Here is a 19,828-nt window from a genome sequence, read left to right as displayed (position 1 = left end):
GTGGGGTGGATGGCCTCCGCAGGCTCTGCACTCCGGGTGACGTCGTGCCCGTCCGCCGAGCGACCTTTCCGGATGGGAAGTGCTCTGAAGTGGATTGCCCCTCTGGGAGGGGCGGGAGACCTTTCCTGGCGCGTCATGGCCAGGGGGGTGGGTTGTCGTCCCGGGTGCCTACCCCCAGGTTCCCGTCCGACGTGGCCGCCGTCCCGGTGACCACAGGAGGGGGGACAAAACATGAAGGTTTCATTCCATCTGAAGGAGTGGCGGAACCATGCGCTGGCGCTGGGTCTTGCCGCATCGCTGGTGCCCGCGGTCGGTTTCGCGGAGAACTCTTGCAAGCAGCCCAATGCCTACGTGCAGCGCAACCTCGTCGCCGACACTGCGGGGGTGGCCGAGCATACGGATCCGGACCTGGTCAACCCATGGGGCATTGTGTTCAACCCCTTCGGCTTCGTGTGGATCTCCGACAACGGGACGGGCCTCTCGACGCTCTATGACGGCAACGGGGTGAAGAATTCCCTCGTCGTGTCCATCCCGGCTCCTCCGGGCGAAACGGGCCCGGGCAAGCCGACCGGCATCGTCTCCAACAACTCCGGCGCGTTCATCGCCTCCCGGGGGACGGCCTCCGGTACCAGCTTCTTCATCTTCGCGACCGAGCAGGGGCTGATCGCCGCCTGGGTTCCGTCCGTGGACTTCACCCACGCGCTGATCGCCGTGGACAACTCGAGCACCGGGGCCATCTACAAGGGTCTGGCCCTGACGGGCACCGGCACTGATCTCCACCTGTATGCGACGGACTTCCACAACGGGAAGATCGACGTCTTCGACAGCACCTTCGCGCCCTTCACGCTTCCGCCGGGAGCGTTCACGGACCCGACCATCCCCGCGGGCTTCGCGCCCTTCGGCATCCAGAGCATCAACGGCAGTCTCTACGTCACCTACGCGAAGCAGGACGCGGACCGCGAGGACGATGTCGCCGGCAAGGGGCTCGGCTTCGTCAACATCTTCGACGCGAATGGCCGCCTCATCCGGCGTCTGGCCTCGCGCGGCAAGCTGAACGCGCCCTGGGGCCTGGCCCTGGCGCCCGCCAGCTTCGGGAAGTTCGGCAACAAGCTCCTGGTGGGCAACTTCGGTGACGGCCTCATCAACGTCTATGATCCGCAGAACGGCCACTGCGAGGGGCGGCTGGAGCGTCCCGATGGTACTCCCGTCCACATCGATGGCCTGTGGGGGCTGAGCTTCGGCAACGGCATCCTTGACCAGCCCACCGATACGCTGTTCTTCACGTCGGGCCCCGATCACGAGGCTCACGGTCTGTACGGCCGGCTCGATGCGATGCGGCGCGACTGCCGCGGCTTCGCTCCGGAGTCCGAGTCCGACTCCGACTCCGACTCCAACTCCAACTCCAACTAGCGTCCCCGCGCCGCGAGTCTTCGCGTGGCGCGGTGTGGCACGGTGGGGCCGCCGGGATATCCAACCCGTGCGGCCCTCATCCGTTGTACGGGGTGAAGGTGCGGCTGCGCGCACGCGAGCGATGGGTAGTGGACGGTGACCAGCCCTCGCGGGCGATGGCCGCTTCCGGTGGGAATCCCGATTCATAGGGACTACCCCCATCGAGGCGCCGTTCCATGCCGAACGTTCGCGCAACCCGTCCGCTGCTGAGAGGCCGCTCCGCGGCGCTGCTCGTGCGGCTGTGCCTGTTGTCTGTGTTGTGGGCCACCCTCGTGGGTGGAAACCCCGAGGGACTCGCCCTGGGACTCCTGGCGCTGCCACTGGCCGCGTGGGGCAGCGTCGCCCTCGAGCCGCCCGAGGACGTGCGCGTGCGCCCGTTGGAGCTGGTGCGCTTCCTACCCTTCTGCGTGTGGCATGCCCTGGAATCGGGGCTCGACGTGGCCCGCCGCGCCTTCCAGTCCCAGCAGTCCCTCTCTCCGGGTCAGTGGGAGGTGCGCAGCCGGTTGCCGAGGGGCCCGGCGCGCTTCTTCCTCAACAGCGTGGTGAGTCTCGTGCCCGGTACGCTCGCGGTGGAGGAAGAGGGAGACACCCTCATCCTCCACGTGTTGGATGTGAGCCCCGAGGCGAGGGCCACCGCGCTCGCGCAGCTGCGCGACCTGGAGACGCGGGTGGCGCGCGTCTACGGGCTCCCCCCACCGCCGCGAGGGCTGCCATGAGTGTCTTCTACGCTGGAGCCGCGGTGTTCCTGCTCGTCATCCTCCTGGGCGTCCTGGTGGGGCTGATGCTCGCGCCCACGTCGGCGGATCGCATGCTGGCCGCCTGTCTTTCCGGCTCGCTGGGCGTGGCCGTGCTGCTGCTGGTGTCGGTGGCCCAGGAAGTGCCGATGCTGGTCGACGTGGCGCTCGTCCTCGTTGCGCTGGGCGCGGTGGCCATCTCCTCCTTCGCTTCACGTCCCCAGGCCGCCCAGGAGCGTGCGAGATGAGCCCCTCCGAGCTGCTCTCCGCCGTGCTGGTGGGGCTGGGGGCCTTCTTCTTCGCCGTGGGGGCACTGGGGTTGGTGCGCTTCCCCGATGCGCTCAGCCGCCTGCACGTGATGTCCAAGGCGGCCTGTACGGGTCTGGGGCTCACGGTGCTCGGGCTGCTGATCCGGGTGGGTTCCGTCCTCACCGCGCTGAAGCTGCTGTTCGTCTGGGGACTCGTCCTGGTGGCCAGCGCCACCGGGGGGCAGCTCGTGGGCCGCCGTGTGGTGCGGGGTGCGCGGCGGCGCTGAGGCCGCTCCCGTGGGTCAGTCCCGATATGCTCTGTCCCGCCGGGCGTTCTCCCGGATGTCACAGCCATCGGAGGGCTGCCATGTCGCGTCTGCTGCTGCTGTCGGGTCTTGTCGTCCTGGGCGTGGGGTGTGCGGGGACTCAGGCCAACTCACGTGCCGGGGAGCCGGCGTTCTCCCTGGGGCAGGGCGCGGGAGAGCCGCTGCGAGTCCAGGGCTCGGTCATCACCGGCCCTTCGTCCTCCCTCGTCATCAACGACGACACCCTGCGTGGCCGTTACCGGGACATGCCGGTAAGCCTGAAGTGGACCTGGCAGGATCTCACGGGCGCGGTGGGTTCGTACGGGACGCGGATGGAGCTCGCCGAGGGCGATGACACCCGCGTCTGGGGCAGCTTCGGAGGCATGGGGGTGGACCTCACCCTGAACGGGGACTGGCTGTACGGCAGCGTGGGCGCCTGTGGCTACGTCCTGAAGCGCAACGAGGCCGGGTTCGCGGGCCAGAGGACTTGTGGCGGTCTGCTGGAGGAGGGGCTCCAGGTGGCCTTCGGCGCGCCCCTGTTGGAGCGGCCGCTCGGCGAAAAGGCGGCCTTGTTGACGCTGATGCTCGTCAACACCACGAGCACCTATACGCCCAACCTCTCGATGGCGCAGTTCACCCGGCCGCGCACGCCGCTCGTTGGCAACGGGCAGCAGAAGGGCAACTGAGCGCGGCTGCTCTCCGGGCGGCCAGCCCTCGGGACTCCTGCCCGCGCGCTCACGGAAGCCGGGCGGGTCCAGCAGGCCGCTGCTGTTACGATGCGCGTGGCTCCGGGCGGGGCCGCAGGTGGCTCCGCCCTCCACCTCGACATCGGACAGGGAGAACATGGTCGATTTCCGTAACTTCATCGGGCGAGGCACCACGACGGGCACGCCGCTGAACATCCTCGCGCAGGTGCTCTTCTTCGTGAACGTGGGCAACGGCGAGTTCATCGACCTCGGAGCCACCCAGGCCGTCTTCAAGGGGAAGGTCGACACGGTCTTCTACAAGGGAGACCTCTCGCTCACGCTGAAGCTGCTCGAGGATGGCAAGGCCGAGGTCAGTCTCAATGGCGCCCGGACGTCGCACGCCACGTACACCACCAGCGGCAACAAGCTGACCATCGCGGCGAAGCTCGGCACCCGCTCCCAGGTCATCACCCTCGAGCAGGGCGGCAGGGGCAACATGGAGACGTACCTGGGCGTGACAGGCACGAAGAACATCAACGTGCACCTGGCGCCTGGCGCGAGGGCCGCGGTGGCCTGAGTCTCGCCTCCCTGGCGCGGGTCAGCCGTGGACGACCTGGCCGAAGCGCCGCATCCACTCCAGCTCCTCGGTGGAGAGCGGGCCTCGCTGCAGCGCGGCGAGGTTCTCCTCCAGTTGCGCGAGGCTGCCAGGGCCGGTGAGCACCACGTCCACGTGGGGGTTGGAGAGGCAGAAGCGGTAGCAGTCGCCCGCGTTGGGCACGGGGCCGTCCCAGCCCCTGGGGCGCTTGAGCAGGCGGCGCCAGCTCGTGGCGGTGTAGGCGATGACGGCGGGCTTGCGCCGGGCCAGGTGCGGGAAGATGTCGCGCTCGGCGCCCGGGTGCGCCGCGTTGTAGCGAATCATCAACGCGTCCAGGGGTGAGTCCTCGGCGAGCTTCCCGGCGCGCGGGCGGTCATGGATGGAGACGCCGAGCGCGCGCACCTTGCCCTCCTCCTTGAGCTTCAGCAGCTCCTCGACGGTGCCTTCCGTCCAGGCGCTCATCTTGCTCAGCCAATAGAGCTGGAAGAGGTCCAGGTAGTCGGTGCCGAGCACCTTGAGGGCGCGCTCGGCGCCGCGGCGCACCTGGCCGGGGAACCAGCCGAAGGAGGGGCCTGCGGAGAGGACGAAGCGCTCGCGGTCGCGCTTGAGGGCCTCGCGCAGCACGCGCGTGAAGCGGCCCTGGCGTGGTGTCCAGAAGATGTAGTTGAGCCCGCGCTCCAGCGCGGCGCTCAGACCGGCCTCGTCGATGCCGTAGTTGCCGGCGAGGCCCAGGCGGTGCACCTGCTTGCCGAAGGCGGGGACGTAGCGGTGGGTGAAGTCCTGTGAGGCGGTGGCCTGCGAGGTGGCGGCGCTCATGGAGTGCTCCCGGGTGGGTTCCGGTATCGTACTCCGGGTGTCCGGGCGCCTGGCCAGGGGGCCCCCCACGGCTCAGCCCTGCGGCGTCACACCCAGCCGGGAGGTGATGCGCTCGAGCATGGCCTTCTCGCCCTCGGCGAGCTTGCCGTCGGAGACGCACATGGCGCGAGCGGCCTCCAGCACGTCGTCCGGGCGGGTGCGCAGCACCTCCAGGTCGGGCTCGGGCAGGGTGCCGCCGGTCTTGAGCAGGTCCATCAGCGAGTGCAGCTCTCCCTCGGGCACGCTCCAACTGCGGCCCAGGCCCAGGACGATCATCCGCTCGGCGTTGGTGATCTCCCGGTCGACCCAGGCGACCTGGAGCAGCAGCTTGATGACCTCGATGTTGAAGCGATCCTCGGCGGAGAGCGTCATCCGTCTTCCTCGGCGGTAGAGACCAGGAACTCTACACTGGCGGCGCGAACGGCAAGGGAGGCGCGGGGGCGGGCGTCCAGGTGTGGACGCCTCACGGCGGGTGTGAGACTCGGAAAGGTTCTCTCATGCCCCTTGCGACCTCTTGTCATCCCAGAGTGCGGAGCCTCCATGGGTTGAGCGGGCTTGTGCTCCTGTTGATTCTCGCGGGATGCGCGGCGACGCCCTCCTTGAGGGGCGCTCAAGGGTATGGGCAGTACGGTCTGCTCTCAGCTCGGGACATCCCTGAGACGGCGAGCGCCGGGCGACAGGCGGTCGATGTCGACCTCGAGGCACCCACGCCCCAGCGGGCTGGGGACCTGCGCCAGCGCGGCGTCCAGTTGCCCCGGGCCTCTCAGGCGTTGGGAGACCCCCGAACACATCGGGATTTCGTCGATCTCCGAGTGACGGCCGTGGGCTTTGGCATCACCGAGAGAGGGTACCTTCTCTTCTGCGAGGGATTGCCGCTGCCCGTGCTCGTCCCCGAGTCGCATGTCGACCTCGGGCTTACGAACGCGGAGCAACTGAGCGAATCCATCTATCCGGATCGGGACGCGGCTCTGGCGGACGTGGAGGCCAGTGCCCCCAGGGCAGGACGCGCGAAGTACGCCTGGTACCGCGGAGCGGGAGGGAAGCTCATCGTTCCCACCCTCTTCTCTCCGGCCACCACACCTCGCATTGCCCGGACGATGCTTGAGGTGCGGCAGCAGCTGAGTGAATCCGTTCAGCGCGAGCTGAAGGTGTTGTTGTTGAGCCTGACGGGGACCAAGGTGCTGCAGGGAGTCTTCTCGCGGGTGGTGCGGATGGGCTCGGAGCCAGCACTCCGTCCGCTTCCTCGGAACGAGGGACTCGGGGGCGAAGCTCCGGCGCCGCGCCAGCCAGCGCTGCGATCCGCTGCACCCACTCCAGAGCCTGCTCTCGTGCAAGCAGAGCCTGCTCCCGCACCAGCAGAGCCCGCTCCCGCACCAGCAGCGCCCACTCCCGTGCCGGGCTCACCCGCGCCATCGCCGGGCTTGGTCCAGGCGCTCGCTGGCAACAACCCGACGCCGCCGGTGTCCACTGGCCCGCGCCTTCCCCAGGATGTCTCGGTCAACCCGAAGGTACCCGGAGCGCTTAGAACGGATCGTCCCATTGGCCCCAGCCCCACCCAGAATGCGCAGGTCCAGGCGGACATCCGGTATCTGCGGAGCATCGGTGCCGAGAACATCCGGGTGAACCAGCAGCAGGTCGCGATGCGCAACAGCCAGCGCGTGGGAACCAATCGACCGGACCTGCAGTTCGACTATAAGGGCCGCCGCTACCACGTGGAGTACGACACGCCCACGTCGGGCCGTGGCCCCGACCACCAGTCGCGCATCACGTCCAATGACCCGGACGCGGAAACCATCCTCATCATTGCGCCCTGACAGGCGAGGCTCACCCGATGATCGAAAACATGAAGGGGCTGCTCCTGGACGACCGCTGGGCGCCTGTTACTTCGGAGATGGGATTCCTGGAGGCCGGTGCGGAGCATGCCGCCCGTGCCTTCGCGGCGTGGCAGGGAGGACTGTTCGGTGGCATCACCGTTGAGGTGCGCTCGGTGTCAGGCTCTTTGGAGCAGGCCCTCTCCACGCTGCTTCCCCTGACCGATATGGAGAGGCGGCGGTACCTCTTCGTACCGACGCGCAGCGCCTGGACGGCGTACGTCGATAACGGGTGGAGGGGGACCGATGTCTTTGGCCCGGTGTCCTACATGGCCGAGAGATTGGGCTGCCGGGGCCTGCGGGTGGTCGCGGTGCCCAACACCATCCAGAAGGACAAGGGCCGCTATGGGGCCGTGATGCTCGAGATGTTCGGCCCCCGCCGGACAACCGGGCTCAACTACGTGCGCACCTTGGCTGTGTCCAATGATGGGGGCCGCTGGGTCTTCGACCAATCCGGTGAGCCCTTCTCCTTCGAGAAGCTGGAGCAGTACCAGGCGCGCCGGTTGAGGGACCGGTTCACCTTCGACATGCTCAAGGAGTACCTGCGCCACCTGGGACTGTCGCCCTTCGAGGAGGACTTCTACCTGCCGGAGGGCGCCCCCGCGTGGCTGGTGGAAAGGAAGAGCCCGGTCTCCCCCAAACACAAGGAGTACACCTTGGCCCAGGTCCGGGAGGACTTCTGACGGGCGGGCCGGAAACCGCGAGACCCGGGCTCAATCCAGGACGAACGTGTACGAGTACTTCATCTCCGTGGACACGGCCTCGCCATTCTTGACGGCGGGCTTGAAGCGGAAGCGCAGCAGTGCGTTGCGCGCCGCCTCGTCACACCCATAGCCGATACCCTTGATGACGACGGCCTTCACCACGCGGCCCTCGTTGTCGATGGTGATGGAGAGCGTCACCGTGCCCTCGATGCCCGCGCGACGGGCCTCGTCGGGGTAGGGAATCTTCACCTCGGAGGCGACGGTGGGCTCGGAGTCCACCTGGTACACCGGCACGTACTTGGGCGCCGCGTAGGCCTTCACGTCCTTGGGGTCCGTCGCCTTGTCGCCCGTCTTTCCATAGACGGTGTTGCCCACCGGGGCGGCGAAGTTCCCGGCGCTCGTGGTGGAGGACATGGAGATGCCCACCACCAGCGGCACCGGCTTGGAGGGCTGCTCGGGCGGAGGCGCGTCATTGGGCGGCGGGGGAGCCGCGTCCGGCGGAGGCGGAGGGGGCGGCTTCTCCGCCTGGGCCACCTTCACCGGCGGCGGCTTGGGCGCCACCTTCGGCTTGGGCGGGGGTGGCTTCTCCTCCTCGGGCGGTGGAGGCGGAGGCGGAGGCGGCTTCTGCACCTCCACCATCACCAGCTCCACGGGGCGCTGAACCATGGGCGACGGACGGTCCGCCATCCGGGACAGCAGCACGAAGCCCACGCCGTGCGCCCCGAGCGACACGAGCAGGAAGAGCAGCACCGCCAGCGACGAGCGGTCGCGGCGGGCGGGGAGCGGGTAGTCGAGCGCGGCCTGACTCATGGCCTTTGGACACCCCTCATGGCGCCGCGGGTGCAGCCGCGGGCGCCACGTCCTTCTCGATGTTGAGTGCGAACTTGGCGATGCCCTGGCCCTTCACCACGTCGATGAGCCGCATCACCCGCCCGTACGGCAGGCTCTGGTCCGCGCTGATGATGGCGCGCGTCTCCTTGTCCTTCTCCAGGGCCGCGACCACCTTGCGCCGCAGCTCGTCCTCGCTCACCTCGGCGCCGTCGAAGAAGAGCTTGCCCTGCTTGTCGAGCACCACGTTGACGAGCCCCTGTACCGTCTCGCCTCCATTGGCGGCGCGGGGCAGGTCCACCTCCACCGTCTCGCGGACGATGAAGTTGGCCGTCACCATGAAGATGATGAGGAGCACCAGCACCACGTCCACCAGCGGGGTGACGTTGATACCGGTGATCTCCTCGTCGTTGTCCTGCGCACCGCCGGCCATGCTTAACGCCCCTCTCCGGACGCCGCGGCACGCGGAGCGCTGCTCCCGCCCCGCTCGGCGCGCAGGCTGCCCACCAGCGCATGGCCCAGCGCGGTGGTGCGCGAGGTGAGCGTCTTGAGCTGGCGGTTGAAGACGTTGAAGGCCACCACCGCGGGGATGGCCACCGCCAGACCCACCGCCGTGGCCACCAGCGCCTCGGAGATGCCCGCCATCACCGTCTGCTGGATGGCGGCGCCCTTGGCGCCCATGTTGCCCAGGTCGTGGAAGGCCTTGATGATGCCCAGCACCGTTCCGAACAGGCCGATGAAGGGCGCGTTGTTGCCCAGCGTGCCCAGGACGGACAGGTAGCGCTCGTAGAGGGGGCGCTCGCGAGCCATCGTGGAGGCGATGACCTGCTCCACCGTGTCCGCGCCCTGGTCCACCGAGGCCAGGGCCTCTCGCAGCACGGCCGCCTCCATGCCCTTGCGGTTGGCCACGGCGGTGCGCACCGCCTCGAGCTCACCCCGGGCCAAGCGCTGGACCAGTTCCTCGGAGTTCGGCAGCCGGTGGGTGGCGAAGTAGACGGCCCGCTCCAGCATCAGCGCGATGGAGAGGACGGAGAGGATGACGAGCACCCAGAGCACCCACTCGGCGCTGCTGAGCGTCACGCCGAGCAGCTTGCGGCTGAGCCAGCCGACCTGCTCGTTGCCCATCTGGGCCAGGAGGACGAAGGACATCGATGGAGACCTGAGCTGAGGTGAAGAGGGGGCATGCCCCTCGGTAAGGCTGACGCGACGCTTCCATTTTCCGCATCGCTCGGGAAGTCAAATGAATCAGCCTGCCTGCCCCTTGATTCCCGGTTCGCTCCGCCCCTGGTTTGTTGTGTCCCTTGGGAATTGATAGGACGCCGGACTGTTGGCCAGTCGACCGGCCTGCTCCCAAGGGGGCACGGGGTATTCCTTGACCCATCGGCTCCAGGGTGTCCTGCAACAGGACACCCCGTCATAAATTTTGAACTTCAATGATTTCGCGGGCTTGGCGGAGCCCATGTCAAGGTTCGATACAGGTCCGCACCGAGAGTATGGGGCCTCTGTGCTCCAATCGGTCACGGTCTGGCAACGGGGCTCAGGGGGAAGGGCGCAGCTTGTTTGAGCGGCATGCATCCTGCTGAGGGCGAGCCCGGCTGCGGTGGCACCCTCGCCACCGGCCAGCAGGAGGTTCCCCCCTTGGTTCGTAATCGTATTCTCGCTGCTCTGCTCGCGCTGCCCCTGGCTGCGTGCACCGTAGAGGGCTCGGACGAGTCGCTGACGGAGAACACCGGCGATGTTGGCTCCCTCTCCTCGGCGGACGTGAAGGCCGCCCTGAGCGTCATCCCTGGCGTCGAGGTGGTTGGCAAGCACGCGGACGGAGTGATTCCGTTCTACGTGCGCGGTGACTTCGGCTCCACGGGCCAGTCGGTGCGGGGCCTCGCGGCCCGTGACGTGAGCGCCCAGATGGGTGACTCCCTCGGCCGCATCGCCCCCATCTTCCGCCTGAATGCGGCGGACCTGGTGGTGCGCAGCAGCCGCGTGGACGAGCAGGGCCAGACGCACGTGCGCTATGCCCAGACGAAGAACGGGCTGCCGGTGGTGGGCGAGGAGCTCGTCGTCCACGTGGACCGGGATGGCCGCATCTACGCCGTCAACGGCACGGCCCGCGATGGTGAGAACGTGCCGGCCGTGGCGCGCATCTCCCGCGAGGCCGCCTCCCAGTCCGCTCTGCGCAACACCGAGGGCTCCCGGCTGTCGTCCGAGAGCGCTCAGCAGGTCTACTACCGCCCCGAGGGCGGCCGGCTCCAGCTGGCCTACGAGGTGGTGGTGACGGGCGAGGGCGCCGACCTGCCCGTGCGTGACCACGTCTTCGTGAGCGCGCGCGATGGCTCCATCCTCGGCCGCTATACGGACATCCGCACCGCGCTCAACCGCAAGGTGTACAGCGCCAACAACGGCACCAGCACCCCGGGCACGCTCAAGCGCTCCGAGGGCGGCGCCGCCACGGGCGACAACCACGTCGACACCAACTATGCCAAGCTGGGTGGCACGTACGACTGTTACAAGAACAACTTCGGCCGCGACTCGCTCAACAACGCGGGCGCCACGCTCATCAGCACGGTGCACTACAGCACCAACTACGTGAACGCCTACTGGGACGGCACCCAGATGGTGTACGGCGATGGCGACGGCGTGAACTCGACCATGCTGGGTCTGTCCGCGGACGTGACCACGCACGAGCTCACCCACGCCGTGACGGAGAACGAGTCCAACCTCACCTACTCGGGTGAGTCCGGTGGCCTCAACGAGGCGATGAGCGACATCTTCGGCGCCTACTGTGAGAGCTACGCCTCGGGCACCTGGGCCACCACCGACGCGGTGTTCATGGTCGGCGACGACATCTGGACCCCGGCCACCCCTGGTGACGCGCTCCGCTACATGTACGACCCCGCCAAGGACGGCGCCTCGCTCGACTTCTGGACGAGCAGCGCTGGCAGCAAGGACGTGCACTACAGCTCGGGTATCGCCAACCTGGCCTTCACGCTGCTCTCCAAGGGCGGCACGCACCCGCGCGGCAAGTCGACCACGGTGGTGACGGGCATCGGCGTGCAGAAGGCCGGCGCCATCTTCTACAAGGCCAACGTGGACCTGATGACGCCCAGCACCACCTTCGCCCAGGCGCGGACGTACACCGAGAGCGCCGCCACGACGCTCTACGGCGCTGGCTCGGCGGAGCTGGCCGCGGTGACGGCGGCCTGGCAGGCGGTGGGCGTGGGCAGCGGGACGACCCCGCCCCCGAGCTGCACGTCGACGATCGCGCTCTCCAACGGCGTGACGGTGACGGGCATCTCCGCGAACGCCAGCGACTGGAGCTGCACCTACACCCTGGCCGTGCCCTCGGGCGCCAGCAACCTGTCCTTCGCCCTGAGCGGCGGCACGGGTGACGGCGACATGTACGTGAAGTTCGGCGCCGCTCCGACCAGCACCACCTACGACTGCCGTCCGTACCTCTCCGGCAACGCGGAGACCTGCAACTTCGCCACCCCGCAGGTGGGCACCTACTACGTGAAGATCTACGGCTACTCGGCCGCCTCGGGCATGAGCCTCAAGGGCTCGTACTCTACGGGCGGTGGCGGTGGCGGCGGCACGATGACCAACGGCGTGGCGACGGCCGCGTACTCGGGCGCCTCGGGCTCGTGGACCTGCAACACGCTGGTCATCCCGAGCGGCGTGAGCTCGGTGGTCTTCACCCAGGCGGGTGGCACGGGTGACGCGGACATGTACGTGCGCTTCGGCTCCGCTCCGACGACGAGCACCTACGCCTGCCGTCCGTACCTCTCCGGCAACAGCGAGTCCTGCACCATCAGCGCTCCGAGCGCCGGTACCTGGTACGCCTGCTCGTACGGCTACACCTCGTACACCTCGACGACGATGAAGGGCACCTACTGAGCCCCTGGCTCTGAAGTCCTGAAGTCCTGACGCCCGGGAGCCCCATGGCCCCCGGGCGTCTTGTTTTTGGTGCGTCTCGTGGCGGGGCGTGCGCACTCGAGCTCCAAGCCCCGAGCCTCGAGCTCTGCGCTCCGAGCTTCGAGCCCTGCGCTCCGAGCCCTGCGCTCCGAGACCCGTGGGCCTCCCGGGCGCGTCCTTCGCGGCCCGGTCCGACCATCGACCCGTTGCCGGGACCAGGTCCAGAGAGGCCCCTCACGAGGCGTCTCGAATCCCGCTCGCGCGCTTCGGGCTCCCGGTGACCCGAGCTGGCGAGACGTCCTTCTTCACCGCCGGGTGAAGCTTCAACGACGGGTGGGGGGCTGGCCTTTCCCGGCGAGGCTCGCCCACGAGAAGTCCCGCGCGTCGGCCGGTGCTTGAAAAACGAAACCGCCGGCCACGTCCTGGCGCCGGCGGTTCCACTTCTGGAAGACGGACCTCTACGACGGACCTACGGAGGAGTGCCGCAGACGCTGCTGGGCAGGCACACCAGGTCGGTCGAACAATCCTCGTTCCTCGAGCACTCGGTGCCCGCGGGACAATCGAAGCCGCCACCGCCCGACATGCCGGTCACCAGGAGGTTGGTATTGGTGGAGCTGGCGTTCGACGCCGTCTTGAGGATGAGCTGGTTGCCGAACGAGCCCGCCTGCTTGTGCGTGAGGCTCACGACGTTCGAGGAGACCGTCGCGGTGATCTCCAGGTAGGTGCCGGACACGCCGTTGATGGCCGTCGAGATGGCCGAGGCTACCTGGGACGGTGTGTATCCAGAGGTGATGCTGACAGGGACGCGGGAGGAGTTGTAGCTCCCGTTCTTGTCGAACTCGAAGGTCACCGGAGGGTTGAGGCCGTCGTTGACGGTGAAGGTGTCGCCATCCCTCATGTCCGAGCCGCCCGAGGAGGTCTTGATGGAGATGGTGCCGGTGGCCTTGGCGAGCTGGATGGTCGAGCACGTGTTGTTGCAGGTGCCGCAGGCGTTGGTGTTGTTGTCGTCGCAGACCTCGGGGCCGTTCTTGATGCCATCACCGCAGTAGGGGCCCGTGAGGTTGAGGGGGGCCGAGCACGTGGCGTTGCACGTGGTGCAGGTGGCGTTGCCGTAGGGGCAGGAGCTCTCGTTGGTGGTGTTGCCGTCGTCGCAGACCTCGGGGCCGTTCTTGATGCCGTCACCGCAGTAGGGGCCGCTGAGGTTGAGGGGGGCCGAGCACGTGGCGTTGCACGTGGTGCAGGAGGCGTTGCCGTAGGGGCAGGAGCTCTCGTTGGTGTTGTTGCCGTCGTCGCAGGCCTCGGAGCCGTTCTTGGTGCCATCGCCGCAGTAGGGGCCCGTGAGGTTGAGGGGGGCCGAGCACGTGGCGTTGCACAGCACGCAGGTGGCGTTGCCGTAGGGGCACTCGCTTTCGGTGACCTTGTTGCCGTCGTCGCAGACCTCGCTCGGGTCGTTCTTGGAGCCGTCACCGCAATAGGGACCGGTGAGGTTGAGGACGGCCGTGCACGTGGCGTTGCAGGCCGTGCAGTTGGGCGTGCCGTAGGGGCAGGAGCTCTCGCTGGTGGTGTTGCCGTCGTCGCAGACCTCGGGGCCGTTCCTGATGCCGTCACCGCAGTAGGGGCCCGTGAGGCTGAGGGTGGCCGAGCACGTGGCATTGCACGTGGTGCAGGTGGCGTTGCCGTAGGGGCAGGAGCTCTCGTTGACCTTGTTGCCGTCGTCGCAGACCTCGCTCGGGTCGTTCTTGGCGCCGTCACCGCAGTAGCGGCCGGTGAGGTTGAGGACCGTCGAGCAGGACGCGTCACAGGCCGAGCAGGTCTCGGTGCCGTAGGAGCACTCGGTCTCGGTGGTGGTGTTGCCGTCGTCGCACTTCTCACTCGGGTCGTTCTTGGAGCCGTCACCGCAGTAGCGGCCGGTGAGGTTGAGGACCGAGGAGCAGGTGGCGTTGCAGTAGGTGCAGGTGCGGGTGTTGTACGCGCACTCGGTCTCGGTGGTGGTGTTGCCGTCGTCACAGGACTCGAAGCGCGTGGGGCCGGAGACGTTGACCCTGCCATCGCCGCAGATGTTGGGCTGGCACGTGCTGAGGCAGTCGTCGTCGTTGCTGGTATTGCCGTCGTCGCACTTCTCGCCCGCGGCGGTGTTGAGGGTCTTGTCACCGCACAAGGCAGGCGTGCAGTCGTTGTCGCAGTAGGGCGAGTTCGGGCCGTCATCGCACTGCTCGCCCGCCTCGGTGTTGAGGTACTTGTCGCCACAGGCGGCCGGCTTGCAGTTGGCGTTGCACGTCAAGGAGTTGCCGCCCGTGTCGCACACCTCGCCCACGGCGGCGTTGGTGTGGCGATCACCGCAGTAGGGAATGGTGCAGTCGTTGTCGCAGGTGTCGCTGTCCGCGGTCGTGCCGTTGTCGCACTGCTCGCCCGCGCTGGAGTTGACGATGCCATCTCCGCAGCGGCGCCGCGTGCAGTTGGCGTTGCAGTTGGGCGACTCGCCCCGGTCGTCGCACTGCTCTCCGGCGGTGGCGTTCACGATGCCGTCGCCGCAGATGCGCAGGGTGCAGTTGGCGTTGCAGCTGACGGACTCGCCGCCGTCGTCGCACTGCTCGTCGGAGTCGCGCACGCCGTTGCCGCAGCCCTCGCCCGACTTGCAGTCGGAGCTGCAGCCATCGCCGCTCACGGTGTTGCCGTCATCGCAGAACTCGCCGACGGAGATGTCCTTGATGCCGTTGCCGCACGTCTCGTTGGACTTGCAGTCGGAGCTGCAGCCGTCCGCGTTCACGTTGTTGCCGTCGTCGCAGACCTCGCCCTTGGCGGTGTCCACGTAGCCGTTGCCGCAGCTCTCCTGGGACTTGCAGTCGGCGCTGCAGCCGTCACCGCTCTCGTTGTTGCCGTCGTCGCACTTCTCGTTCTTGGCGGTGTCCACGTAGCCGTTGCCACACGTCTCGATGGACAGACAGTCCGCGCTGCAGCCGTCACCCGAGCGGGTGTTGAAGTCGTCGCACACCTCGCCCACGGCCCGGTCCACGATGCCGTTGCCACACAGCTCGCTGGACTTGCAGTCGGCGCTGCAGCCGTCCTTGTCGCGGGTGTTGCCGTCGTCGCAGAGCTCGCCCCTGGCGACGTCCACGACCTTGTTGCCGCAGACCTCGTTCGACGTACAGGTCTTGTTACAGCCATCGCCGTCGAGGATGTTGCCGTCGTCACAGGCCTCGCCCTGCTGGATGACGCCGTCGCCACAGTCCGTCGTGATGCAGACGTCCTGTTTGGCGGCGCACTTCTGGCCCGCGGGGCAGAACAGTCCGGAGGGGCACTCGATGCTGATGGGCTCGAAGCACGAGCCGAGGAAGGGGAGGGCCAGAAGCGCCAGCGCGAGCGCGGTGATACGGCCGGTGATGGGGGGATGTGGCTCTCGTCTCATCGGGTCATCTCAGAAACGGAACGAGGTCAGGAGACCGCCCGTGCCGCGGCCAACCAGTGGCGCGACACCCACGACCTCCACCTTCTTCTGGTTGGGGTCGACGCGGATGGGCTGGGGTTGGTTGAAGTAGACGAGCACCGCGCCCGTGAGCAGCGCGGCCCCGCCGAGGGCGTACCCGCCATAGGCCAGGGTCTGGTAGGTGTTGCCCCGGTTGAGGTTGGCGTTGAGGTTCGGCGTCAGGAAGCAGCCGCCGCACTCCGTTACGCCCGCATCGACGACGCGGAAGTCGTTGCGGGCCTGCATGTGGAAGTAGCTGCTGCCCGCGCCCACGGCCAATCCCGCGCCCGCCACCAGCCAGGGCATCCACGAGGGCCACTTCCTGCGGTACTGGATGAGGTCCTCGGAGGTGAACATCTTCAGCTGGAGGGTCGTCGTCTCGCCGGGCAGCAGCGTGCGGCTCTGGTCGCTGGGCAGGTAGCCCTGCTTCGTGGCGACGATGCTGTGCGCGCCGGGGCGCACCAGCCCCGCGTAGCGGCCGGGGGCCACGAACAGGGGCTGGCCATCCATCGTCACGGTGGCGCCCGGCGTGTCGCAGGTGATGTCCACCCGGGCGAGCTGCCGCTCCGTGAGCGTCTTGTAGTTGCGCGCGTACTCGAACTTCTCGTTCTCCAGGGGGTCGGCGCCATAGCGCAGCGCCGCCACCAGGTGCTCGTGCACCTCGACGGGCTGGTCGAGGTTCATCAACGCCAGCGCCAGGTTGTAGTGGATGGCCGGGTGGTCCCAGGCCGCGAGCGCCTGGCGGTACTTGTCGACGGCCTTGACGAAGACGGACTCCTTCAGGAGCTGGTTGCCGGCCTGGAAGAGTGCCATCGCGGCATCCTGCTGCGCCTTCGACACGCCCTTGGCCCAGGGGCGATCCCCGAGGACCTCGGGCGCGGCGTCCGCCGGCTGCGGGGCGGTGGGCGACGCAGGGGCCAGCGCGGGTGCTCCAGCGGTGGGTCCCGGCGCGGAGACGGGCGCATCTCCGTCATGGGTGGAGAGCTCGGAGCTGGAGTCCTCGGGCGCGGATTCCTCCACGGCGCCGGGCTTCTGCTTGGAGCGGCCCCGCTGCTTCGTGCCCGTCAGCTTGGAGCCGGGCTGTTTCTTGGCGGCCTTCCGCACGGTGGCGGCCGTCTTCTGCTGGGTGCGCGGCTTCAGGGCCGCCTCCGCTGGCCCCGTCCACAGCGCCAGGAGCGCCGCCGACACGGTGAGAGCGATCTTGGACGTGTTCATCACCCTTCTCACTTCAGCACCTCGATGACCGGACTGCCGAGCTGCGACTGCAGGCGCTGCACGCGCTCCTGCTCGCGGCGCAGCAGGTTGGCGAGACTCTCCGCCGCCTTGATGGCTTCTTCCTTGGCCTGGCGTGCCTCCATCGCGCTGTACTCGGCGCGTCTCTTGGCGCCCTTGGCGCGCAGTTGCGCTTCCTGGGCCCGCTCCAGTGCCGACAGCAGTTCGTCGTTCTTGCGCAGCAGCTCATCGTTGGTGAGCGCCACCTGCGCGTTGGCCGCCTCCGCCGCCTGCTGCGCCTTCTGGCGCTCCAGCTCCTTGGCCTGCACTTCGGCCAGGCGCTGCTTCGCCTCCGTCTCCGCGCTGCGCGCTGTCACCTCGGCGGTGCGCGCCACGGACTCCGCCTTCAGGGCCACCTCCGCCTGTCGCTCGGCCTCCCGCTGCGCGTTGCGGATGACCACCAGCGCCACCGCCGCCGCGATGACCAGCAGTCCCAGGAAGGTCGTGGCGCCGATGAGCAGCGCCCGCCTCAGCCTCTTGCCCTTCTTCGCCTGGGCGAAGACGGACTCGAGGAAGTCCTGCTGGAGCTGCGGCAGCTCCCCGCGGAAGCGGCGCTGGAAGCGCTGCGCCTCCTCCACCATCTCTCCACGCCACAGCAGGTTGTCGTCGAAGCTCTTGGCCTGCCACTGCCGGGCCGCGTTGCGCAGCTGCTCCAGGAAGCCCGCGTCCTCCTGCCCCTCGTCCAGCCAGCGCCGCAGCGTGGGCCAGCTGTGCAGCAGCGACTCGTGGACGATTTCCACCGTCGCGCCCGTGGCGCCGCCTCCCGTCTGCACGACGAGCAGACGCGCCTGCACCAGGTGGTCGATGAGCCGCTGCATCTCCCCCGAGTCCTTCGTCAGCTCGCGCAGCTCGTCCAGGGAGACGATGGCGCGCGTGCGCTCGGGGGTGACGAGCCGCAGGAAGAGCGCGCGCACCAGCGTGCGCTCCGCGTTGGACAGGCCCGCGAGCACGCTGTCGGCGTGGCTGGCGAGCGCTCCCGCGATGCCTCCAATCGACTGGTAGGCGCTTTCAGTGAGCAGCTTGCGCGAGGCGTCCCTCGCCTCCCACAGCTGCGTGGCGGCGAACTGCAGCAGCGGCAGCGCGCCCTGCGTGGACTCCAGATGCTCGAGCATGTTGTCGATCATCGCGGGAGTCTCGAAGCGGTAACCGGCCATCTCCGCCGGCTGCACCAGCGCGTCTCTCAGGCCCTCGCGGTTGGGCGAGGACAGGAAGTAGAGGCCCTGGCTCAGCTCGGCCATGAAGCGCTCGTCCTCGGGCACCCGGTCCAGGAAGTCCGAGCGGATGGAGAGGATGACGCGGATGGGCGAGGTGGCGTCATCCGCGATGCCCGCAAGGCACGCCGTGAAGGCCAGGCGCTCCCTCGCGTCCGGCACCAGCGTGTAGAGCTCCTCGAACTGGTCGACGAAGACCAGAATCTTGCGGCGCTCGCGCCGGGCCCGGTTGCGCAGCACGCTGCCCACGTAGCCAGGCTCGTTGTACAGCCGCTCCACGAGCCGCTGCTGCTCCTGGATGTCCTCCTCGATGGTGGTCGAGGAACTCATGAGAGGTGCCACGATGCTGGCCAGCGCCGCCAGTGGGTTGCGTCCGGGCCGGATGACGAGCGACTCCCAGGCCGTGCCGGAGCGCTTGAGCACGGGCACCAGGCCCGCGCGCACGAACGAGGACTTGCCCGTGCCCGAGGGGCCCACCACCGCCAGCAGCGGCCGGTCGCTGATGCGGTTCACCAGCGCGGCGATCTCCCGCGTGCGGCCGAAGAAGCGGTCCGCGTCCGCCTCCTGGAAGGAGCTGAGGCCGGCGTAGGGGCTCTCGTCGATGCGCAGCTCGCGGCTGTAGCGCCCCGGCAGGAAGGGCTCCAGGGCGCGCAGCAGCGATTGCGCGTCCGGGAAGCGCTGGTCCTTGGGCTTGAGCAGGCACCGGTCGATGACGGCGGCCAGGTCCGGCGGCACGTCCGGCACCACGCTCTGCAGGCGCGGCATCGGCTCGTCCAGCATCGCCGTCACCATGAGCTGCGGGCCGCGCAGCGGGTCCAACGGGTGCTTGCCGGCGATCATCCGGAACAACATGATGCCCACCGCCCAGATGTCCGTCCGGTGGTCGATGGGGACGCCGATGCCCCACTGCTCCGGGGACATGTACGTCATCGTCCCCATGATGGCGCCGCGGCGCGTGAGGTTGGAGACGTCCTCTCCCAGCTCCTCGACGGAGGGCAGGTGCGGCTTGCCGTTGACCTGGTGCAGCAGCCCCTCGTTGGGCTCGTCGCCCTGGAGCACCTTGGCGATGCCGAAGTCGAGCACCTTGATGCCGCCCGAGTCCGTCACGACGATGTTCTCGGGCTTGAGGTCGCGGTGGACGATGCCCTGCTCGTGGGCGCACGCCAGCGCTCGCACCACCGGGACAATCAATTCCACGGCTCGTGTGGGCGGCAGGCGCTGGCTGCCCATCACCTTCATCAGCGGCTGGCCCTGGAGGTACTCGAGCACCATGAAGGGGCCCGCGTGGGACTCGCCGACCTCGTAGATGATGACGATGTTCTCGTGGCTGCAGCGCGCCGTGGCCCGCGCCTCGAGGATGAAGCGCTTGGTGAGGTCCGCGTCCTGGGTGTGCAGGAACTTGATGGCTACGCGCCGGCCCAGCCGGGTGTCACGCGCCAGGAAGACGGTGCCCATGCCTCCACTGCCGAGCTCGCGGATGAGCTCGTAGTGCTGGATGCGCATGCCGGGCTTGAGCTCCTGGCCGGGCTCTCCGGGGCCCGTGTTGCCCGACCCCGACGGCCCATCCCAGGTGTTGGGCTGCGACTTCTCCCAGGTGTTGGACTGCGACTTCTCCGGTGGAGGGGACGTGAAGAGGGACTCCACGTCCGCGGCCATCGTCCGCTCGTCAAGCTCTTCCGCCATGGAACCTCCCATCGC

At 68.4% G+C, this 19,828-nt stretch carries 17 protein-coding genes; 9 read left to right on the top strand and 8 right to left on the bottom strand.

Going from position 1 to position 19,828, the window contains the following annotated elements; genetic code table 11:
• Positions 1 to 231: 231 nt before the first annotated feature.
• From DAT35_RS24290 to DAT35_RS24265, 6 genes are all read left to right on the top strand, one after another.
• A complete protein-coding gene (locus DAT35_RS24290; RefSeq protein ID WP_108069517.1) occupies positions 232 to 1,410 on the top strand; it encodes a TIGR03118 family protein in 1,179 nt (392 codons plus the stop codon).
• A 215-nt stretch (positions 1,411 to 1,625) separates the two neighbouring features.
• Positions 1,626 to 2,165 (top strand): Na+/H+ antiporter subunit E, encoded by a 540-nt coding sequence (locus DAT35_RS24285; RefSeq protein ID WP_108069516.1) that lies wholly within the window; start codon positions 1,626 to 1,628, stop codon positions 2,163 to 2,165.
• Positions 2,162 to 2,431, top strand: a complete 270-nt coding sequence (locus DAT35_RS24280; RefSeq protein WP_108069515.1) for a monovalent cation/H+ antiporter complex subunit F — start codon at positions 2,162 to 2,164, stop codon at positions 2,429 to 2,431. The genes DAT35_RS24285 and DAT35_RS24280 overlap by 4 nt, the downstream gene beginning before the upstream one ends.
• Positions 2,428 to 2,718 carry a monovalent cation/H(+) antiporter subunit G gene (locus DAT35_RS24275; RefSeq protein ID WP_108069514.1) on the top strand — a complete coding sequence of 97 codons (291 nt, stop codon included), beginning with the start codon at positions 2,428 to 2,430 and terminating at the stop codon, positions 2,716 to 2,718. Before DAT35_RS24280 ends, DAT35_RS24275 begins: the two co-directional genes overlap by 4 nt.
• An 80-nt stretch (positions 2,719 to 2,798) precedes the next feature.
• Positions 2,799 to 3,422 carry a hypothetical protein gene (locus DAT35_RS24270; RefSeq protein WP_108069513.1) on the top strand — a complete coding sequence of 208 codons (624 nt, stop codon included), beginning with the start codon at positions 2,799 to 2,801 and terminating at the stop codon, positions 3,420 to 3,422.
• A gap of 157 nt (positions 3,423 to 3,579) precedes the next feature.
• Complete coding sequence (locus DAT35_RS24265) at positions 3,580 to 3,999, top strand: hypothetical protein (RefSeq protein WP_108069512.1); 420 nt, start codon at positions 3,580 to 3,582, stop codon at positions 3,997 to 3,999.
• 21 nt (positions 4,000 to 4,020) lie between these two features.
• Here the strand turns inward: DAT35_RS24265 and DAT35_RS24260 are convergent, their stop codons facing one another.
• Positions 4,021 to 4,833: an aldo/keto reductase gene (locus DAT35_RS24260; RefSeq protein WP_108069511.1), complete on the bottom strand. Its 813-nt coding sequence runs from the start codon at positions 4,831 to 4,833 to the stop codon at positions 4,021 to 4,023.
• A 72-nt stretch (positions 4,834 to 4,905) separates the two neighbouring features.
• Complete coding sequence (locus DAT35_RS24255; protein WP_108069510.1) at positions 4,906 to 5,244, bottom strand: TerB family tellurite resistance protein; 339 nt, start codon at positions 5,242 to 5,244, stop codon at positions 4,906 to 4,908.
• A gap of 173 nt (positions 5,245 to 5,417) precedes the next feature.
• Here DAT35_RS24255 and DAT35_RS59980 point away from each other — a divergent pair, with 173 nt between their 5' ends.
• Positions 5,418 to 6,686, top strand: coding sequence for a hypothetical protein (locus DAT35_RS59980; protein WP_199242980.1), 1,269 nt, complete (start codon positions 5,418 to 5,420; stop codon positions 6,684 to 6,686).
• A gap of 29 nt (positions 6,687 to 6,715) precedes the next feature.
• Entirely contained in the window at positions 6,716 to 7,426 is a 711-nt protein-coding gene (locus DAT35_RS24245) for a hypothetical protein (RefSeq protein ID WP_146209861.1), read from the top strand.
• Between the two features lie 30 nt (positions 7,427 to 7,456).
• Here the strand turns inward: DAT35_RS24245 and DAT35_RS24240 are convergent, their stop codons facing one another.
• From DAT35_RS24240 to DAT35_RS24230, 3 genes are read right to left on the bottom strand one after another with little or no spacing between them, the layout of a single operon-like run.
• Entirely contained in the window at positions 7,457 to 8,257 is an 801-nt protein-coding gene (locus DAT35_RS24240; RefSeq protein ID WP_108069508.1) for an energy transducer TonB, read from the bottom strand.
• Between the two features lie 16 nt (positions 8,258 to 8,273).
• Positions 8,274 to 8,708, bottom strand: coding sequence for a biopolymer transporter ExbD (locus DAT35_RS24235; protein WP_108069507.1), 435 nt, complete (start codon positions 8,706 to 8,708; stop codon positions 8,274 to 8,276).
• 2 nt (positions 8,709 to 8,710) lie between these two features.
• Positions 8,711 to 9,424 (bottom strand): MotA/TolQ/ExbB proton channel family protein, encoded by a 714-nt coding sequence (locus DAT35_RS24230; RefSeq protein WP_108069506.1) that lies wholly within the window; start codon positions 9,422 to 9,424, stop codon positions 8,711 to 8,713.
• Positions 9,425 to 9,913: 489 nt separating this feature from the next.
• Between DAT35_RS24230 and DAT35_RS24225 the strand changes: the two genes are divergently transcribed.
• Complete coding sequence (locus DAT35_RS24225; RefSeq protein ID WP_108069737.1) at positions 9,914 to 12,166, top strand: M4 family metallopeptidase; 2,253 nt, start codon at positions 9,914 to 9,916, stop codon at positions 12,164 to 12,166.
• A gap of 487 nt (positions 12,167 to 12,653) precedes the next feature.
• Here the strand turns inward: DAT35_RS24225 and DAT35_RS24220 are convergent, their stop codons facing one another.
• From DAT35_RS24220 to DAT35_RS24210, 3 genes are read right to left on the bottom strand one after another with little or no spacing between them, the layout of a single operon-like run.
• On the bottom strand, positions 12,654 to 15,590 hold the full coding sequence (locus tag DAT35_RS24220; RefSeq protein ID WP_108069505.1) for a DUF4215 domain-containing protein: 2,937 nt from the start codon (positions 15,588 to 15,590) through the stop codon (positions 12,654 to 12,656).
• Between the two features lie 9 nt (positions 15,591 to 15,599).
• Positions 15,600 to 16,862 carry a hypothetical protein gene (locus tag DAT35_RS24215; protein ID WP_108069504.1) on the bottom strand — a complete coding sequence of 421 codons (1,263 nt, stop codon included), beginning with the start codon at positions 16,860 to 16,862 and terminating at the stop codon, positions 15,600 to 15,602.
• An 8-nt stretch (positions 16,863 to 16,870) separates the two neighbouring features.
• On the bottom strand, positions 16,871 to 19,813 hold the full coding sequence (locus DAT35_RS24210; RefSeq protein WP_233261677.1) for a serine/threonine-protein kinase: 2,943 nt from the start codon (positions 19,811 to 19,813) through the stop codon (positions 16,871 to 16,873).
• Between the last annotated feature and the right edge of the window lie 15 nt (positions 19,814 to 19,828).

It is taken from the genome of Vitiosangium sp. GDMCC 1.1324, assembly GCF_003044305.1.
Lineage (GTDB): Bacteria > Myxococcota > Myxococcia > Myxococcales > Myxococcaceae > Archangium.
Note: the sequence above shows the minus strand (reverse complement) of the source record. Positions and strands in the feature narration are given on the sequence as shown.